Below are 15,990 nucleotides of genomic sequence, written 5' to 3' on the forward strand. Positions count from 1 at the left end.
GTGAGCCGATGCCGAAAGCCGATTCGCCGGTGGACGCCGCGCAGGACGCGCCGGACGCGCCGGAGACGAGCGACGCGGCCCGGCGCCGGCGGCGCGCCCAGTTCCTGCGGGAACTCGCCGAGGCGCGTGCGCTGCGCGACCGGGTCCAGCCGCGCCGCGCGAAGGCGGCCCGGCTGCGCCACGCCATGCGCATGCGCACGTTCCGCTGGTAGGCCGGCACGCCGGAAGACCGGCCGCGCCGGGCGCCGTTGGGGCCGGGGCGTGCCGGAACACCTGGAAAACCCGCGTACGATCCGCACGTGGCGGCAACGAGTGCGCTGGTGAGTCCTTCACGGACGCGCTCGCGGACCCCCTCGGGCGACGGCGATCAAAAGAGCCGGACACAGGGAGCCGAAGACGTCCCCTGGACGCCTTGTTTCTGCCACGATTCCGAGTGGGTGGGGCTCGGACCCCGAGCCGTCCCGCCCGTAACCTCCGCCGGGGGGACCCCCAACCGGCACGCCTCAGACCAGTGGGAGAGTCACGGTGTACTTCGCCGCACTGCTCGCGCGCACCGAAGACGGGTGGGAAGCGAGCGACACAGAGCTCGACGATGTGGAGACCCTGTCGGATCTGGCCGACCTGGCCCGTGAAGCCTCGCCCGACGACGACACGGTGCTGGTGCTGATCGAGCAGGAGGACGCCTGGTTCGGCGTCGTCCGGATCGACGGCGAGGAAGACCCCCGTATCTACGTCTCGGACGCCGCCGCCGCTGCCCGCAGCAGTTACGGGGAGATCCTGCTCACCGACGAACTGCTCGGCAGGGAGCCCGGCGACGACGGCGCCGATCTGGACTCCCTCGACCTCGACGGCACGGAGGAGCCCGACGGCGACTCCGACGACGAGGAGGGCGGGGGCGGCGACGCGGTCCCGCACAGCCCCGTGGGCGACAGCGAGATCCTCGACGACCTGGGCGTCGGCGAGAAGGAGCTGAAGTCCCTGGACGCCGAGGACGCCCTCGGTGCGATCGCCGAGGCGCTGGGCGCCTCGGAGGTCCTGGAGACCGTCCGCTGACCTCGCCCGACCCCGTACGCGACCGCTGGCGGGCGGCGATGAGGCTCGCCCTGGACGAGGCCGAGGAGGCCGTCCGGGGCGGGGACGTCCCCGTCGGCGCCGTCGTGCTGTCCGCCGACGGGAGCCGGGTGCTCGGCGCCGGGCACAACGAGCGGGAGGCGACCGGGGACCCGACCGCGCACGCCGAGGTGCTGGCGATCCGCCGGGCCGCCGCCGAGCTCGGCGAGTGGCGGCTGACCGGGTGCACGCTCGTCGTCACCCTGGAGCCGTGCACGATGTGCGCGGGCGCCCTGGTGCAGTCCCGGGTGGACCGGGTCGTCTACGGCGCCCGTGACGACAAGGCCGGCGCGGCGGGCTCCCTGTGGGACGTCGTCCGCGACCGGCGCCTCAACCACCGGCCCGAGGTGATCGAGGGCGTCCTCGCCGAGGAGTGCGCGCACCTGCTCACGGAGTTCTTCCGGGCCCGCTGAACCCGGCCCGCTTATCGATTTCGAAGCACGGCCCGGCGTGCTGTAAGGTCTCCCTCGGTAGCGTGTCCGAGCGGCCGAAGGAGCTCGCCTCGAAAGCGAGTGTGGCGCAAGTCACCGAGGGTTCAAATCCCTCCGCTACCGCTCTGGAAGGGCCTCGTCTCACGACGGGGCCCTTCGTGCTGTTGATCTCCGTGGAGGCGTGGAGGCTACACTCACCGCCGGAAACACGGGGCCCTTTTCGGCTCTTTCGACGCACTGGGCACAGCAGCCCACGGCAGACACAGCAGCCACAGGGGAGGCCGCGATGGCGGTGAATGGCAAGAAGATCGCCGTCTACCTGGTCGTGGTCTTCGCGCTCTACGTGATCATCACCGACCCGGCCAAGGCCGCCGACTACGTCCAGGTCGGGTTCGAGGGGATCTCGGACGCCGCCCAGGCCGTCGGGGAGTTCATGACCTGGATCGCCAACGGAGGAGACTCATGATCCGCCACCTCGTCCTGTTCAAGCTCGACGAGGGCGTCGAGCGCGACGACCCCCGGGTGGTGGAGGGCGTCGAGGCCTTCCGCTCACTGGAGGGCAAGATCCCCGAGATCCGGCACTGGGAGCTGGGCTGGAACCTCAGCGACCGCCCCATCGCCTACGACTTCGCCATCAACTCCGCCTTCGACGACCAGGCCGCCCTGCGCACGTATGTGGACCACCCCGAGCACCAGGCGGGCGTCGCCCTGTGGCGGGAGTTCAGCAGCTGGGTGATCGCCGACTACGAATTCTGAGGCGCGGTGACCCCGGGCGCACGCCCCTTTTCCGAGCCCTCCGCCCCCCGGCGGGGGGCTTTCGCGTGTCCGTCGGGGTGACGGGCCCTCAACACGGGATTATGCGGTACTTGAACACAATGAACTGTCTTGTGATGCTATGACCGCTTTTGACGGATGAGTTGATGGATCACGAGGTGGAGTTGACCGTGCCGGCCAGTACTGCGCCTCAAGCCCCGACGCAGGAGGAAACCCCCGCGTCCCCGCCGCGCAGCCGTGGCGCCGACACCCGGGCACTCACCCAGGTCCTCTTCGGGGAGCTGAAGGAGCTCCAGCCGGGTACGCCGGAGCACAACCGCGTGCGCGCGGCGCTCATCGAGGCGAACCTCCCGCTCGTGCGCTACGCGGCCGCCCGCTTCCGCTCCCGCAACGAGCCGATGGAGGACGTGATCCAGGTCGGCACCATCGGCCTCATCAACGCCATCGACCGCTTCGACCCGGACCGGGGCGTTCAGTTCCCGACCTTCGCGATGCCGACCGTCGTCGGCGAGATCAAGCGGTACTTCCGCGACAACGTCCGCACGGTCCACGTACCGCGCCGGCTGCACGAGCTGTGGGTCCAGGTGAACAGCGCCACCGAGGACCTCACGACCGCCTTCGGACGCACCCCCACCACCTCCGAGATCGCCGAGCGGCTGCGCATCACCGAGGACGAGGTCCTGTCCTGCATCGAGGCCGGGCGGTCGTACCACGCCACCTCGCTGGAGGCGGCGCAGGAGGGCGACGGGCTGCCCGGGCTGCTCGACCGGCTCGGCTACGAGGACCCCGCGCTGGACGGCGTGGAGCACCGCGACCTGGTCCGCCATCTCCTCGTCCAGCTCCCGGAACGGGAACAGCGCATTCTGCTTCTGCGCTACTACAGCAATCTCACCCAGTCGCAGATCAGTGCGGAACTCGGCGTTTCCCAGATGCACGTATCGCGGCTACTGGCGCGTAGCTTCCAGCGGCTCCGCTCGGCGAACCGTATCGACGCCTGACCGCAAATCCGAGCGAGCCATCACCTGCGAGAGCGAATCGCTCACCAGGGCCGATGCCGACAGTTGAGCGCCGAAACTCCGTCAGACCCCCTGTATGCAGGGCTGATTCGGATCTCACATGTCGACATGTCACTACAGCGTGTTGCCGACATGTGACATTCTTCGGCTAGCGCGTTTGCCGCGGCTTCGGCTCCGGTATTCAGGTGAAGGCTGGCGTTCCTCGTTCGGAGCGTTCGCCACGACCGTCCCGCGACCCAGAGGGGGTGGCATGTCCGCAGACCAGGGCAGCTCGAAGGTGCTCACGCTCATGAAGAGCGAGTCGCCCGACGCCGCGCTCGACCGTTCGGCTCTCGAGGCCGTTCCGGCCCCGGCTCTTCCGGCATCCGACATCACAGCCGTCCCGGCATCGGCGGACATCGACACCCGCACCCTGTCCCGCTCCCTGTTCCTGCGGCTCGCCGCGCTGGACGAGAACAGCCCCGAGCGCGCGTATGTCCGGGACACCCTGATCGAGCTCAACCTCCCACTCGTGCGCTACGCGGCGGCCCGCTTCCGCTCGCGCAACGAGCCGATGGAGGACATCGTCCAGGTCGGCACCATCGGCCTGATCAAGGCGATCGACCGCTTCGACTGCGAGCGGGGCGTGGAGTTCCCGACCTTCGCGATGCCGACGGTCGTGGGCGAGATCAAGCGCTTCTTCCGCGACACGTCCTGGTCGGTGCGCGTCCCGCGCCGGCTCCAGGAGCTGCGCCTGGCGCTGACCAAGGCCAGCGACGAACTGTCCCAGAAGCTGGACCGCTCGCCGACGGTCACCGAACTCGCCGCCGTGCTGGGCGTGTCCGAGGAGGACGTCGTCGACGGCCTCGCGGTGGGCAACGCCTACACCGCCTCCTCGCTGGACTCCCCGGCGCCGGAGGACGACGGCGGCGAGGGCTCGCTGGCCGACCGGCTCGGCTACGAGGACACCGCGCTGGAGGGCGTCGAGTACCGGGAGTCCCTCAAGCCGCTGCTGGCCAAGCTCCCGCCCCGCGAGCGGCGCATCATCATGCTGCGCTTCTTCGCCAACATGACCCAGTCGCAGATCGGCGAGGAGGTCGGCATCTCCCAGATGCACGTCTCCCGGCTGCTCACCCGGACCCTGGCCCAGCTGCGCGAGGGGCTCATCTCCGACTGACCCTTCCCATGTGACGGAGTGTCAGCCACCATGGCCCGATGCTCCGCGCGATGTGGACGACCTCGACACCCGGCCGTCGGTGCGCCCTCCTGGGCGCGTCGGCGGCCGTCGTCGTCTGCGTGGGGGCCGGCCTGGCCTCGTGCGGGGGCGGTGACGAGGGTGGTGAGGGGTTCGTCGCGACGGGGCCCGGGGGCGGGCCGTCCGGTACTCCGGGGCCGACCGGGGCGGTGAGGCTGGTGCCGCTGCCGTCCGGAACGCCGGGTGACGCTGTCGGGCGGCGGGCGGTTCAGGGGCCCGGCTCGTCCACCGCCACGGAAGCAGGGGCGCCGGAAGCGGGTACGGAGGCCGCGGGCACCGCAGGGGGGCGGCCGTCGGGCAGTTCCAGCCCCGGTCTGGTGGCGTCCGGGGCTCCGGAGACCCCGGCCCCCTCCGCGAGCGCGCCGACGAGCCCGGCGTCCCCGGCGCCCGCCCCACCGGCGCGGCTCGTCACGGGCGAGCCGGTGCGCGAGCCCGCCGACCGGCGCTGGTGCGAGAAGGTGACGCTCACCTTCCACAACACCGAGGGCCGGCCCGTGCGTTCGGGCACCGTCACCTTCGGCAGCCATGTCATCGGGGCGCTCGGCGTCGACTGGTCCACGGTGGAGTCGACGCACGACCTCCCGGCGCCCCTCGCGGCCGGCGCGCGGGCCGAGCGGACCTGGACGGTGTGCGTGGACGCCTGGAGGGTGCCGCTCGGCATGCACGTGGAGACTCGGGACGTCTCCGTCCGGTGGGAGTAGGGCCGTACTACCGCCGAGCCGTACTACTGCTGCTGCTCGCGGCGCTACTTCAGTGCGAGCCAGGCGACCGCGGCGACGATCACGACGGCGGCGATCACGCCGACGATCAGACCGATGCGCGGGCCGGAGGAGGCCTGCGGGCTTGCGGCGGCCTGCGGCCCCTCGTCGACGAAGGCGCGGAACATCTGGGTGCTGCCTGCGGGGTCGTGGTGGCCCTGGGGGCCCTGGGTGTTAGCCATGGCCCGAGACCCTAGCGAATGTGCCGGTGCGGCCCAAGTGGGGGACGCCGCTCCGCACACAGGTCCACACACCCCACGCCACCTGCACATTTACGGTCGCAATACTTGCCTTTGCCAACTTTTTGCGGCCCCATCCCCGGATTTATTTGCCTGTAGCAACCAAGCACTGTCTATAGTTGCCCAGAGCAACAAATACGGGAGGTGTGATGGCCGAAACGGCACAGTACGAGGAGCTGGTCCGCCAGTTCAGTGCCTTCGGCGCCGTGAAGCGGGAGATGGGACGCACTCTGCCGTCCGACTGCCCCTCCGGCTCCGCCGCCGTACTGACGTTGCTGGTCCGCCATGGGGAGATGCGCATGAGCAAGCTCGCCGAGCTGCTCGCCGTGGACATGTCGGTCACCAGCCGGCATGTCGCCCATGTGGCCGAGCGCGGCTGGATCGAGCGCTCCCCCGACCCGGCGGACAAGCGAAGCCGCATCGTGCGACTCACCCCCAGCGGCGAGGAACGGGTGCGGGAGATGTCCCACCGGACCACACGGCTGCTCGAGGAGCGGCTCGGCGACTGGTCCGACGACGACATCGCCGCGCTCATCCGGCTCATGGCCCGGCTGAGGGCCAGCTTCGACGACTGCCGTACACCCGCGATCACCCAGTAGGAGAAGGAAGTTCATGGCAACGACCACACCAGCCGGTGTGCGGGCCCACGCCAAGCATTCGGGAGCCCCGACCGGCGCTCCGATGTCCCACCGGCAGATCATGGAGGCCCTGACCGGGCTGCTGCTCGGCATGTTCGTCGCGATCCTGTCGTCGACGATCGTCTCCAACGCGCTGCCCGACATCATCCAGGACCTCGGCGGCGGTCAGAGCGCCTACACCTGGGTGGTGACCGCGTCGCTGCTGGCGATGACCGCGTCCACTCCGCTGTGGGGCAAGCTCGCCGACCTGTTCTCCAAGAAGCTGCTGATACAGCTGGCCCTGGTCGTCTTCGTGGCGGGCTCGGCGCTGGCCGGTCTGTCGCAGAACCCGGCCATGCTGATCACGTTCCGCGCGGTCCAGGGCATCGGCATGGGCGGCCTGTCCTCGCTGGCCCAGATCATCCTCGCGGCGATGATCTCGCCGCGTGAGCGCGGCCGGTACAACGGCTACCTCGGCGCCACCTTCGCCACCGCCATGGTCGGCGGCCCGCTGATCGGCGGTGTCATCACCGACACCGACTGGCTCGGCTGGCGCTGGTGCTTCTACGTCGGCGTGCCCTTCGCCGTCGTCGCCCTGATCGTGCTGCAGCGCACCCTGCACCTGCCCGTGGTGAAGCGGAAGGTCAAGGTCGACTGGGCCGGCGCGTTCTTCATCACCGCCGCGGTCTGCCTGCTGCTGATCTGGGTGACCTTCGCCGGTGACAAGTACGACTGGCAGTCCTGGCAGACCGGTGCGATGACCGGTGGCGCGCTCGTGCTGCTGCTGCTCTTCGTGTTCGTGGAGTCCAGGGCGAGCGAGCCGATCGTCCCGCTGCGGCTGTTCCGCAACCGCACCATCACCCTCGCGTCGCTGGCCTCGCTGTTCGTCGGCATCGCGATGTTCGCGGGCACGATCTTCTTCAGCCAGTACTTCCAGCTGGCCCGGGGCGAGTCGCCGACCATGTCGGGCGTCCTGACGATCCCGATGATCCTCGGCCTGTTCGTCTCCTCGACGGTCTCCGGCCAGATCATCACCCGCACCGGCCGCTGGAAGGCCTGGCTGCTGGGCGGCGGTGTGCTGGTCACGGCGGGCCTCGGCCTGCTCGGCACCATCCGCTACGACACGGCGTACTGGCACGTCGCGATCTACATGGCGCTGCTGGGTCTCGGCGTCGGCATGATGATGCAGAACCTGGTCCTCGCCACGCAGAACCAGGTCGACCCGAGCGACCTCGGTGTCGCGAGCTCCGTCGTGAACTTCTTCCGGTCCCTCGGCGGTGCCATGGGCGTCTCGGCGCTCGGCGCGGTCCTCAGCCACCGGATCACCCACTACGTCCAGGACGGCCTGGCCGAGCTCGGGGTGCGGGGCTCGTCCTCCGGTCACGGTGAGATCCCCGACCTGGACTCCCTGCCCGCGCCGGTCCGCACGGTCGTCGAGAGCGCGTACGGCCACGGTGTCGCCGACGTCTTCCTGTACTCGGCGCCGATCGCCCTGCTCGCCCTGGTGTTCGCCGTGTTCATCAAGGAGGTCCCCCTGAAGACGAAGGGTGCCCTGGCCCAGGCCGACGAGGACGCGGGCGCCGTGCCGGCCGAGACGCCTGCCGCTGCGGAGACCGCCTCGGAGGCGCAGGCCGAGACCGCCCCGGGCACGGCCCAGGTCCTCGCGGCCGTGGCCACCGTGGCCGACGCCGAGGCGGCCGGGGGCGCGGCCTCCGGCGGGGTCCCGGTGCGCGGCTTCGTCCGGGGCGCCGAGAGCGCGCCGGTCCCGCAGGCCGCCGTCACGCTGATCTCCCTGGCCGGACGGCAGCTGGGCCGCTCGGTCGCGCAGGCCGACGGCGCCTACACGGTGGACGCGCCCGGCGCGGGCTCGTACGTGCTGATCGCCTCCGCCGACGGCTTCCAGCCGCAGGCCTCCACGATCGTCGTGGACGGCGACGAGCCGGTGGCGTACGACATCCTGCTCAGCGGCACCAGCGGTCTGAACGGCGTGGTGCGCGCCGCGCAGGACGGGGAGCCGGTCACCGGCGCCATGGTGATCGTCACCGATGTGCGCGGCGATCTGCTGGCCTCCGCCGCCACCGGTGAGCAGGGCGAGTTCGGCTTCGCCGAGCTGGTGCCCGGGGCCGTGACCGTCGCGGTCAACGCCGACGGCTTCCGGCCGCGTGCCCTGCCCGTCGAGGTCGCCGGCACCGGGGTCACCCGGATCGAGGTCGAGCTGGAGGCCGGCGCCCAGGTCCAGGGTGTCGTCCGGGCGCCGCACGGCCCGCTGGCCGACGCCCGGGTGACGCTGGTCGACGCGGCCGGCAACGTCGTCGGCACGGCGACGACCGGGGCGGACGGGGCGTACGCCTTCACCGACCTGGACGGCGGCGAGTACACGGTCATCGCGACCGGCTACCCGCCGGTGGCGACGGCGCTGACGGTCACCGGCCGCGGCACCGACGACCACGACATCGAACTCGCCCACCCCGGCGAGTGACCTGACCCGGCCCGTGGTGGCGGCGCGCTCCGAGCGGAGGCGCGCCGCCGCCCCGGGCCGGTTCCTTTTCGAAGACTTCCGAGGAGTACGTGAGATGGGACTGACCGCGAGGGTCCGCACGCGGGACGGATGGGCCGTGCCGCACGCGGTCGTCACGGTGACGGACATGACCGGGGCGCAGGTGCTGCGGCTGGAGGCCGACCCGGAGGGCGCGGTCCACGACGCGAACCCGCTGCCGGCCGGGGCCTACACCGTCATCGTCACCGCCGTCGGCTACGCGCCGGCCGCTGCGAGCGCGCTGGTGACCGCGAGCGGGCGGGCCGAGGTCGGCACGGTCACGCTGGCCCGCCAGGGCGGCACCGAACTGCCGCCGCCCGGCCCGTGGACCGTCGACCCGGCGCACTCCACGGTCGCCGCGGTCGCCCAGCACCTGGGGATCTCCAGTGTGCGCGGCCGGTTCACACGGTTCTCCGCCGCCGTCGAGATCGCGCCGGACGACATCACCAAGTCCAGGGTGGAGGCGGTGATCGAGGCCGCCTCGATCGACACCGGCAACGAGATGCGCGACGGGCATCTGCGCTCACCCGACTTCCTGGACGTGGAGCGGTACCCGGAGATCGTCTACCGCTCGACGGGCGTCACGCAGGCCACCGGCGCCGACCGCTGGACCGTGCGCGGCGAGCTGGAGATGCGCGGGGTGGTGCGTCCCGTGGACCTGGACCTCGCCTACCTCGGGACCGGCGCCGACCCGTGGGGAGGCACCCGCGCCGCGTTCCGGGCGACGACCGAGCTGCGCCGGGACGACTTCGCCATGAACTACAACCAGGTCGTGCAGGCCGGCATCGCCGCGATCGGCACGACGCTGAAGGTCGAGCTCGACATCCAGGCCGTGCAAGGCGAGACACTCCCGGAAGCCTGAGCACAGCAGGGTCAGGCTGAACGGGCCGGAGGCACCTAGGCTCGACCCATGGCACCGAACATCGCGACCAACACCCGGGTCTCCCTCGAAGAGTTGCTCGATTTCGTACGCCCCCGGCACCGGGCCCTGCTGCTGACCCGCCGGTCCGACGGCGGCCCGCAGGCCAGCCCGCTGACCTGCGGAGTGGACGACTCGGGGCGGATCGTGGTCTCCACGTACCCGGAGCGGGCCAAGACCCGCAACGCCAAGCGGGACCCGCGGGTGAGCGTGGTCGTCCTCAGCGACGAGTGGAACGGGCCCTGGGTGCAGATCGACGGGACCGCGGAGGTCGTGGACGCGCCGGACTCGGTGGAGCCGCTCGTCGAGTACTACCGGAACATCGCCGGGGAGCACCCGGACTGGGACGAGTACCGGGCGGCGATGGTGAAGCAGGGCAAGTCCATCATCCGGGTGACGCCCGAGCGCTGGGGTCCGGTGGCCACGGGCGGCTTCCCGGCGCGGCTGGTCGAGGGCGACTGAGGCCCCAGGACTACGAGGTGGGGCCTGCCCGGTCGACCATCGCCTCGATGCCGGCCACCAGCAGGTCCAGGGCGAACTCGAAGTCCCGCTCCCACATCTCCTCGACCGTGTCGCCGCCCCGGGCCTCCATGAGTTCGGCGGAGTCCTGGACGATGTCGGCGGCCTCGGCGGACGCGGTCACCGAGCTCATCGCGTGCCGGAAGTAGTCGTCGGGGCTCATGCCGAACGCCGCGCTGCGGGCGATGAAGTGCCCCTCGATCGTGCCGAAGCCGTACACGAACTGGAAGACGGCGGAGATCGCCGCCACCAGGCCGTGCGCGGGCAGGCCGGTGCGGCGCACGATGCGCTGCACCTGCCGGGAGAAGCGAAGGCTGTTGGGGCCGATGTTGACGTAGGTGCCGATCAGCGGTGACAGCCAGGGGTGGCGGACCAGGAGGCCCCGGTAGGCGCGGGCGAGCGCGCGCAGGTCGTCCCGCCAGTCCGCTTCTTCGTCGGCCTCGGTGTCGGTGTCGGGCAGGTCGAGTTCGCCGAAGGCCGCGTCCAGGGCGAGTTCGAGCAGGTCGTCCTTGGTGTCCACGTACCAGTACACGGACATCGCGGTCACGTTCAGCTCGGCGGCGAGCCGGCGCATCGAGAACTTGGCCAGCCCCTCGGCGTCCAGCAGCCGTACGGTCGCCTCGGTGATGCGCTCCCGGTCGAGGCCGGAGGGCTGACCGCCGCCCCGGGCGCCACGGCGGGGCTTCTCCTCCAGCCAGACACTGGTCCGCAGGGACTGCCGGGCTGCCCTCGCCATCGCGCACCTTCCTCGACTCCGTCACCGGCTGTTCAGGATGCCAGGCGGCCCCCGGGGCCCGGGGAGCCACCCGAGCCGGCGCTCAGGTCTTGTCTGCCCTCTCCGCCCGCCGCAGCAACGCCCCGGCGACCAGTCCGCCGAGCAGCACGGCCGACGCTCCGACCAGAAGGCTCGTCTCCAGGCCGGAGGAGAACGCGTCCAGGACCCGCCCCCGCTCGGCCGCGCCGTCCGCCTGGGCCAGCGCCATCGGCAGGGAGGCGGCGGCCATCGGGATCAGCGCCGCGAACCGCGCGTTGAGCAGGGCGCCCAGCACGGCCACCCCGAGTCCGGTGCCGAACTCGGCGACGGTGCCGTTGATGCCGCCTCCGACACCGGCCTTCTCCGGCGGGATCGCGCTCATGATGGCGTGCGACATGGCGGGGCTCGCCACGGCGGCGCCGGTGCCGATGAGCACCAGCCCGAGCAGGGTGCCGGTGTAGCCGCCGGGAGCGACCGTGGCCACGGAGGCCAGGCCCGCCGCCATCACCAGCATGCCGAGCCCGATGGCGCGGGGCGTCCCCAGCCGGGCCGCCCACTTCGCGGCCACGCCGGTGAAGTTCAGCGCGACGATCATCAGGGCGAGCGGTGCCGTCCGCAGTCCGGCCTCCAGGGGCTCGTAGCCGAGGACGAACTGCATGTGCTGGGTGAGCAGGAAGAGCGAACCGCCCATGCCGAAGGTGATGAGGACACCGCCCGAGACCGCACCGGTGAACCGCCGGTCGCGGAAGAAGTGCATGTCGATCATGGGATACGGGACGCGGCGCTCCCACTGCGCGAAGGCGGCCAGCACCACGACGGCCACGGCCGCCGTCAGCAGCACCCGGTCCGACGTCCAGCCGTGCTCCGGACCGGAGATGATCGCGAACACCAGCGCGGCCATGCCGATCGTGGAGAGCACGGCGCCTGGTATGTCGGGGCGGTCGCCATGGGGGTCCCCCCTGCTCGAGCGAAGCCGAGAGCTTGGGGGAGGGTTCTTCGACTCCGGGACGAGGGTCATGACCGCGACCAGGGCGAGCGCCGCGACCGGCAGGTTGACCAGGAAGATCGCGCCCCACCAGAAGTGGTCCAGCAGGAAGCCGCCGAGGAGCGGCCCGGCGGCGAAGCCCAGCGAGTTCACCGCCGCCCAGATACCGATGGCCTTCGGCTGCTCCTCGGGCGTGAAGATCTGGATCGCCACGGCCAGCACGGTCGTCATCAGCAGCGCGCCGCCGACGCCCATGCCGGCCCGCGCCGCGATCAACTGGCCGGTGGACCCGGCCAGTCCGGCCACCAGCGAACCGGTGCCGAACAGGACCAGGCCCACCGCCAGCATCTTCTTGCGGCCGTACCGGTCGGCGGCGCTGCCCGCCGTGAGCAGCAGGCCCGACTGGACCAGCGAATAGGCGTTGATCATCCACTGGATGTCGGAGGTGGAGGCGTCCAGTTCCCGGGTGAGGGAGGGGATCGCCACGTTCAGGACGGTGTTGTCCAGCACCACGGTGAGCACGGCGAGACAGAGGACGCCGAGGATCAGCCAGCGCTGGGGGTGGCCGCCGGGGGCGGGCGGCTGCTGCGGCGGCTGGGCCGCGGCCTGTTCCGGTGAGGACGTCGTCATGCTCTACACCGTAGAGGGGTTCCTATACGGCGTACAACGGGATTACGGCCACCCTCGGCGCCGGCCTCCCTCAGCTCTCGGTTTTCGGCTTCGTGAGGTCGTAGAACGTCGTGCCGTCGACCGTCACCGATGCGAAGGTCTCCTGGACCCATGTGCTGATCTGCGAGGACGTGCCGGCGCTCGCGCCGCCCATGCCGCCGCCGCCCGCGATGAAGTAGTGGATCTCGCCGTTCGCCACGTACTCCTTGAACTCGTCGAGCGTCGGGGACGGGTCGGTGCCGTTGAAGCCGCCGATCGCCATGACCGGGTCGCCCGTGGAGAGCTGGTAGCTCGCCGCGTTCTGCGCGCCGACCGCCGCCGCGACCCAGGTGTACGCCTGTGCGTCGTCCTCCAGGAGTTCCTTGGCCTCGTCGCTCACGCCGGCGCCGTTGAGCAGGCCGCCCATGCCGCCGGCTCCGCCACGGCCGTCGGGCGTCTCGCCCTGGGGGTTGCCGTCGCCGGGCGTACCTCCTCCGGGCATCCCGCCGGGGAGGTTCTGGCCGGGCCGGCCCTGGCCTTGCTGACCTTGCTGCCCCTGACCCGGTCGGCCCGGGAAGCCGTTGCCGTCGGGCATGTTCCCGCCCGGCATGCCTCCGCCGGGGCCACCACCGCCGCCCGGACCGCCGCCCCGGCCGCCCGTGACCGCGGGGCCCGCCGTGACGATCGAACCGGTGTGGGCCTCGCCCAGCGTGGTCAGGGTGTACGCCGCCGGGCCGGCCAGTGCGGTCACGAGTCCCAGTCCGGCCACGCCGAGGGCGATCCGGCGTCCCAGCCGGGCCGCGAACAGCAGGCCCAGCGCCGCCGTCAGACCGCCGACCAGGACCAGCCACTTCAGCCAGGGCTGATAGCCGGAGGAGCGGTTCAGCAGGACGTACCCCCAGGCTGCGGTCGCCGTCATCGCGGCCGTCAGGGTGAGCGCCGCCCACGTCCGGTCGCGTCGCTCCCAGAGCAGCGCGGCGCCCATGCCGACGAGCGGGGCGATGTAGGGGGCGAGGGCCACCGTGTAGTACTCGTGGAAGATGCCCTGCATATAGCTGAACACCAGCATCGTCGTGAGCAGGGCGCCGCCCCAGACCAGGAACGCGCCGCGTGTCACCGAGGTGCGCGCCGCCTTGCGCGTGGCCACCAGGCCCGCGACGAGCAGGATCAGCGCGGCCGGGATCAGCCAGGAGATCTGGCCGCCGACGACCGAGCCGAACATCCGGTCCCAGCCGGTCTCGCCCCAGCCGCCGCCTCCGCCCCCACCCGGGGCGCCGCCCCCGCCGACGCTGCCGGTCTCGTCGCCGTTCAGCCGGCCGAGGCCGTTGTAGCCGAAGGTCAGTTCCAGGAAGGAGTCGTTCTGCGAGCCGCCGATGTACGGGCGGGAGGAGGCGGGCCACAGTTCGACGACCGCCACCCACCAGCCGCCCGCCACGACGATCGCGCCGAGTCCCGCCGCCAGTTGGGCGACGCGCCTGCGCACCGGGACCGGCGCGCAGACGGCGTACACGAGCGCGAGCGGCGGCAGGATCAGGAAGGCCTGGAGGGTCTTGGCCAGGAACGCGAAGCCGATCGCGGCACCGGCCCACACGATCCAGCGCGTACGGCCGTCCTCCAGGGCCCGGATGACGAGATAACAGGCCACCGCCATCAGCAGGGCGAGCATCGCGTCCGGGTTGTTGAAGCGGAACATCAGCGCGGCGACGGGCGTGAGCGCGAGCACCGCGCCCGCGATGAGACCGGCCGCGGGGCTGAAGCGGCGACGCACGGCCGCGTACACCACGGCCACCGTGCCGACGCCCATGAGGACCTCGGGCAGCAGGATCGCCCAGCTGTGCAGTCCGAACAGGCGGACCGACAGCGCCATCGGCCACAGCGCGGCCGGCGGCTTGTCGACGGTGATGGCGTTCGCCGCGTCGAGCGAGCCGAAGAAGAACGCCTTCCACGACTCGCTGCCCGCCTGGACGGCCGCCGAGTAGAAGGAGTTGGCGTAGCCGGAGGCGCTGAGGTTCGCCAGGTAGAGAAGGAGCGTGGCGAGCAGGAGGGCGAGGAAGGCCGGGCGGGCCCACCGCGGGTCCTCGGGCCGCCCGCGCCACAGCCGCCGTGGGAACGCGTGGTCGTGGACGGTCATCGGGGGTCCCTCGCTTCGGTCGCGGTACGGGGCGGGTGGGAGGTGCCGGACGGGACGGGCTCGCGCCGGTCCGGGAAGACCCAGGCCCGCAGGAGGAGGAAGCGCAGGACGGTCGCGGCGAGGTTGGCGGCGACCAGCACCGCGAGTTCGGTGGAGTGCGCGGGCTCGCCGCCGGCCGCGTCGAGGGCGGCGAGCGAGCCGCTGGTGAGGGCGAGGCCGATGCCGAAGACGACCAGCCCCTGCGCCTGGTCGCGTACGGCGCCGGTACGGCCGCGCACCCCGAAGGTGAGGCGCCGGTTGGCGGCGGTGTTGGCGACCGCGGAGACCAGCAGGGCGAGCGCGTTGGCCGTCTGCGACCCGGCGAACGTACGGAAGGCGCTGTAGAGGAGCAGGTAGAAGACGGTGGAGAGGATTCCGACCGCGCAGAAGCCGAGGAGCTGGCGGGGCAGGTGCTGGGGCACACCCCGGACCTCGCGGTCGCGCGGGTCGTCGCCGAAGGGGCGGGCGAGCCGGTCCAGCGGCAGGGATCCCGTCGCCAGGGCCCGGCCCACCCGCCATACGCCCTTGAGGTCCTCGGTCGCCGTCCGCACCAGGTGGACGCTGGAGTCGGGGTCGTCGACCCAGTCGACCGGCACCTCGTGGATGCGCAGGCCCGCCCGCTCGGCGAGCACCAGCATCTCCGTGTCGAAGAACCAGGAGGTGTCCTCGATCAGCGGCAGCAGCACCTCGGCCACGTCACGGCGTATGGCCTTGAACCCGCACTGGGCGTCGGAGAAGCGCGCCTGGAGCGAGCCGCGCAGGATGAGGTTGTAGCCGCGGCTGATGACCTCGCGCTTGGCGCCGCGCACCACACGCGAGCCCCGGCCGAGCCGGGTGCCGATCGCCAGGTCGGAGTGACCGGAGATCAGCGGGGCGACCAGCGGCAGCAGGGCGTTGAGGTCCGTGGACAGATCCACGTCCATGTACGCGAGGACCGGGGCGTCGGACGCGGACCAGACCGTCCGCAGCGCCCGGCCGCGTCCCTTCTGCTCCAGCCGTACGGCTCTCACCTCGGGGAACTCGGCCGCCAACCGGCGCGACTCGCGCGGGGTGGCGTCGGTCGACGCGTTGTCCGCGACGGTGATGCGGAAGGGGTACGGGAAGGTCCGCCCGAGGTGGTCGCGCAGTCTCCGTACGCAGGGCCGAAGGTCCTTCTCCTCGTTGTGGACGGGGATCACCACGTCCAGGACAGGGGTACCGGCGTCCATGGCCGGGAGGTGCTCCCGGGCCGGCAGGGTGCCGGGGGAAGAGTCGGTTCGCATGGGGCCGACTGTCGTCAA

The 15,990-nt window shown here is 71.7% G+C and carries 17 protein-coding genes and 1 tRNA gene; 13 read left to right on the forward strand and 5 right to left on the reverse strand.

All coding sequences use genetic code 11. The features are described from left to right. The first annotated feature begins 8 nt into the window (after positions 1-8). From KBY32_RS14935 to KBY32_RS35855, 9 genes are all read left to right on the forward strand, one after another. Positions 9-212, forward strand: a complete 204-nt coding sequence (locus tag KBY32_RS14935) for a hypothetical protein (protein ID WP_210980400.1) — start codon at positions 9-11, stop codon at positions 210-212. Between the two features lie 313 nt (positions 213-525). Next, positions 526-1,053 (forward strand): hypothetical protein, encoded by a 528-nt coding sequence (locus KBY32_RS14940; RefSeq protein WP_055625259.1) that lies wholly within the window; start codon positions 526-528, stop codon positions 1,051-1,053. 38 nt (positions 1,054-1,091) lie between these two features. Continuing rightward, positions 1,092-1,523 carry a tRNA adenosine(34) deaminase TadA gene (gene tadA, locus KBY32_RS14945; protein ID WP_247689491.1) on the forward strand — a complete coding sequence of 144 codons (432 nt, stop codon included), beginning with the start codon at positions 1,092-1,094 and terminating at the stop codon, positions 1,521-1,523. A 56-nt stretch (positions 1,524-1,579) separates the two neighbouring features. Beyond that, positions 1,580-1,664 (forward strand) — tRNA-Ser (locus tag KBY32_RS14950). A 163-nt stretch (positions 1,665-1,827) separates the two neighbouring features. Next, entirely contained in the window at positions 1,828-2,007 is a 180-nt protein-coding gene (locus KBY32_RS14955) for a hypothetical protein (protein ID WP_055625257.1), read from the forward strand. Further along, positions 2,004-2,297: a Dabb family protein gene (locus KBY32_RS14960; RefSeq protein WP_055625256.1), complete on the forward strand. Its 294-nt coding sequence runs from the start codon at positions 2,004-2,006 to the stop codon at positions 2,295-2,297. The genes KBY32_RS14955 and KBY32_RS14960 overlap by 4 nt, the downstream gene beginning before the upstream one ends. 164 nt (positions 2,298-2,461) lie before the next feature. Beyond that, complete coding sequence (locus tag KBY32_RS14965) at positions 2,462-3,313, forward strand: RNA polymerase sigma factor SigF (protein ID WP_179199572.1); 852 nt, start codon at positions 2,462-2,464, stop codon at positions 3,311-3,313. Positions 3,314-3,581: 268 nt separating this feature from the next. After that, the gene (locus tag KBY32_RS14970; RefSeq protein ID WP_055625254.1) at positions 3,582-4,487 is read left to right on the forward strand and encodes an RNA polymerase sigma factor SigF; all 906 of its coding nucleotides are present in this window, start codon (positions 3,582-3,584) and stop codon (positions 4,485-4,487) included. Between the two features lie 395 nt (positions 4,488-4,882). Beyond that, positions 4,883-5,266 (forward strand): hypothetical protein, encoded by a 384-nt coding sequence (locus KBY32_RS35855; protein WP_308293734.1) that lies wholly within the window; start codon positions 4,883-4,885, stop codon positions 5,264-5,266. A 44-nt stretch (positions 5,267-5,310) separates the two neighbouring features. On the opposite strand, the gene KBY32_RS14980 is transcribed toward KBY32_RS35855, so the two are convergent. Next, positions 5,311-5,505: a hypothetical protein gene (locus KBY32_RS14980; protein ID WP_055625253.1), complete on the reverse strand. Its 195-nt coding sequence runs from the start codon at positions 5,503-5,505 to the stop codon at positions 5,311-5,313. A 206-nt stretch (positions 5,506-5,711) separates the two neighbouring features. Here KBY32_RS14980 and KBY32_RS14985 point away from each other — a divergent pair, with 206 nt between their 5' ends. The 4 genes from KBY32_RS14985 (at position 5,712) to KBY32_RS15000 (ending at position 10,096) form a co-directional block, all read left to right on the forward strand. Continuing rightward, on the forward strand, positions 5,712-6,161 hold the full coding sequence (locus KBY32_RS14985; protein WP_055625252.1) for a MarR family winged helix-turn-helix transcriptional regulator: 450 nt from the start codon (positions 5,712-5,714) through the stop codon (positions 6,159-6,161). A gap of 13 nt (positions 6,162-6,174) precedes the next feature. Continuing rightward, a complete protein-coding gene (locus tag KBY32_RS14990; protein WP_210980402.1) occupies positions 6,175-8,658 on the forward strand; it encodes an MFS transporter in 2,484 nt (827 codons plus the stop codon). A 94-nt stretch (positions 8,659-8,752) separates the two neighbouring features. Further along, positions 8,753-9,577, forward strand: a complete 825-nt coding sequence (locus KBY32_RS14995; protein ID WP_210980403.1) for a YceI family protein — start codon at positions 8,753-8,755, stop codon at positions 9,575-9,577. A gap of 48 nt (positions 9,578-9,625) precedes the next feature. Next, entirely contained in the window at positions 9,626-10,096 is a 471-nt protein-coding gene (locus KBY32_RS15000; protein ID WP_055625249.1) for a PPOX class F420-dependent oxidoreductase, read from the forward strand. Positions 10,097-10,106: 10 nt separating this feature from the next. Here KBY32_RS15000 and KBY32_RS15005 read toward each other — a convergent pair whose 3' ends face one another. The 4 genes from KBY32_RS15005 to KBY32_RS15020 form a co-directional block, all read right to left on the reverse strand. Continuing rightward, positions 10,107-10,889: a TetR/AcrR family transcriptional regulator gene (locus KBY32_RS15005; protein ID WP_210980404.1), complete on the reverse strand. Its 783-nt coding sequence runs from the start codon at positions 10,887-10,889 to the stop codon at positions 10,107-10,109. An 82-nt stretch (positions 10,890-10,971) separates the two neighbouring features. Continuing rightward, complete coding sequence (locus KBY32_RS15010; protein WP_210980405.1) at positions 10,972-12,522, reverse strand: MFS transporter; 1,551 nt, start codon at positions 12,520-12,522, stop codon at positions 10,972-10,974. A 70-nt stretch (positions 12,523-12,592) separates the two neighbouring features. Beyond that, positions 12,593-14,671, reverse strand: coding sequence for a glycosyltransferase family 39 protein (locus tag KBY32_RS15015; RefSeq protein WP_210980406.1), 2,079 nt, complete (start codon positions 14,669-14,671; stop codon positions 12,593-12,595). Further along, positions 14,668-15,972, reverse strand: a complete 1,305-nt coding sequence (locus KBY32_RS15020) for a bifunctional glycosyltransferase family 2/GtrA family protein (protein WP_210980407.1) — start codon at positions 15,970-15,972, stop codon at positions 14,668-14,670. Before KBY32_RS15020 ends, KBY32_RS15015 begins: the two co-directional genes overlap by 4 nt. Between the last annotated feature and the right edge of the window lie 18 nt (positions 15,973-15,990).

It is taken from the genome of Streptomyces sp. RK62 (genome assembly GCF_018070255.1).
In the GTDB taxonomy this organism is placed as follows: Bacteria; Actinomycetota; Actinomycetes; order Streptomycetales; family Streptomycetaceae; genus Streptomyces; species Streptomyces nigra.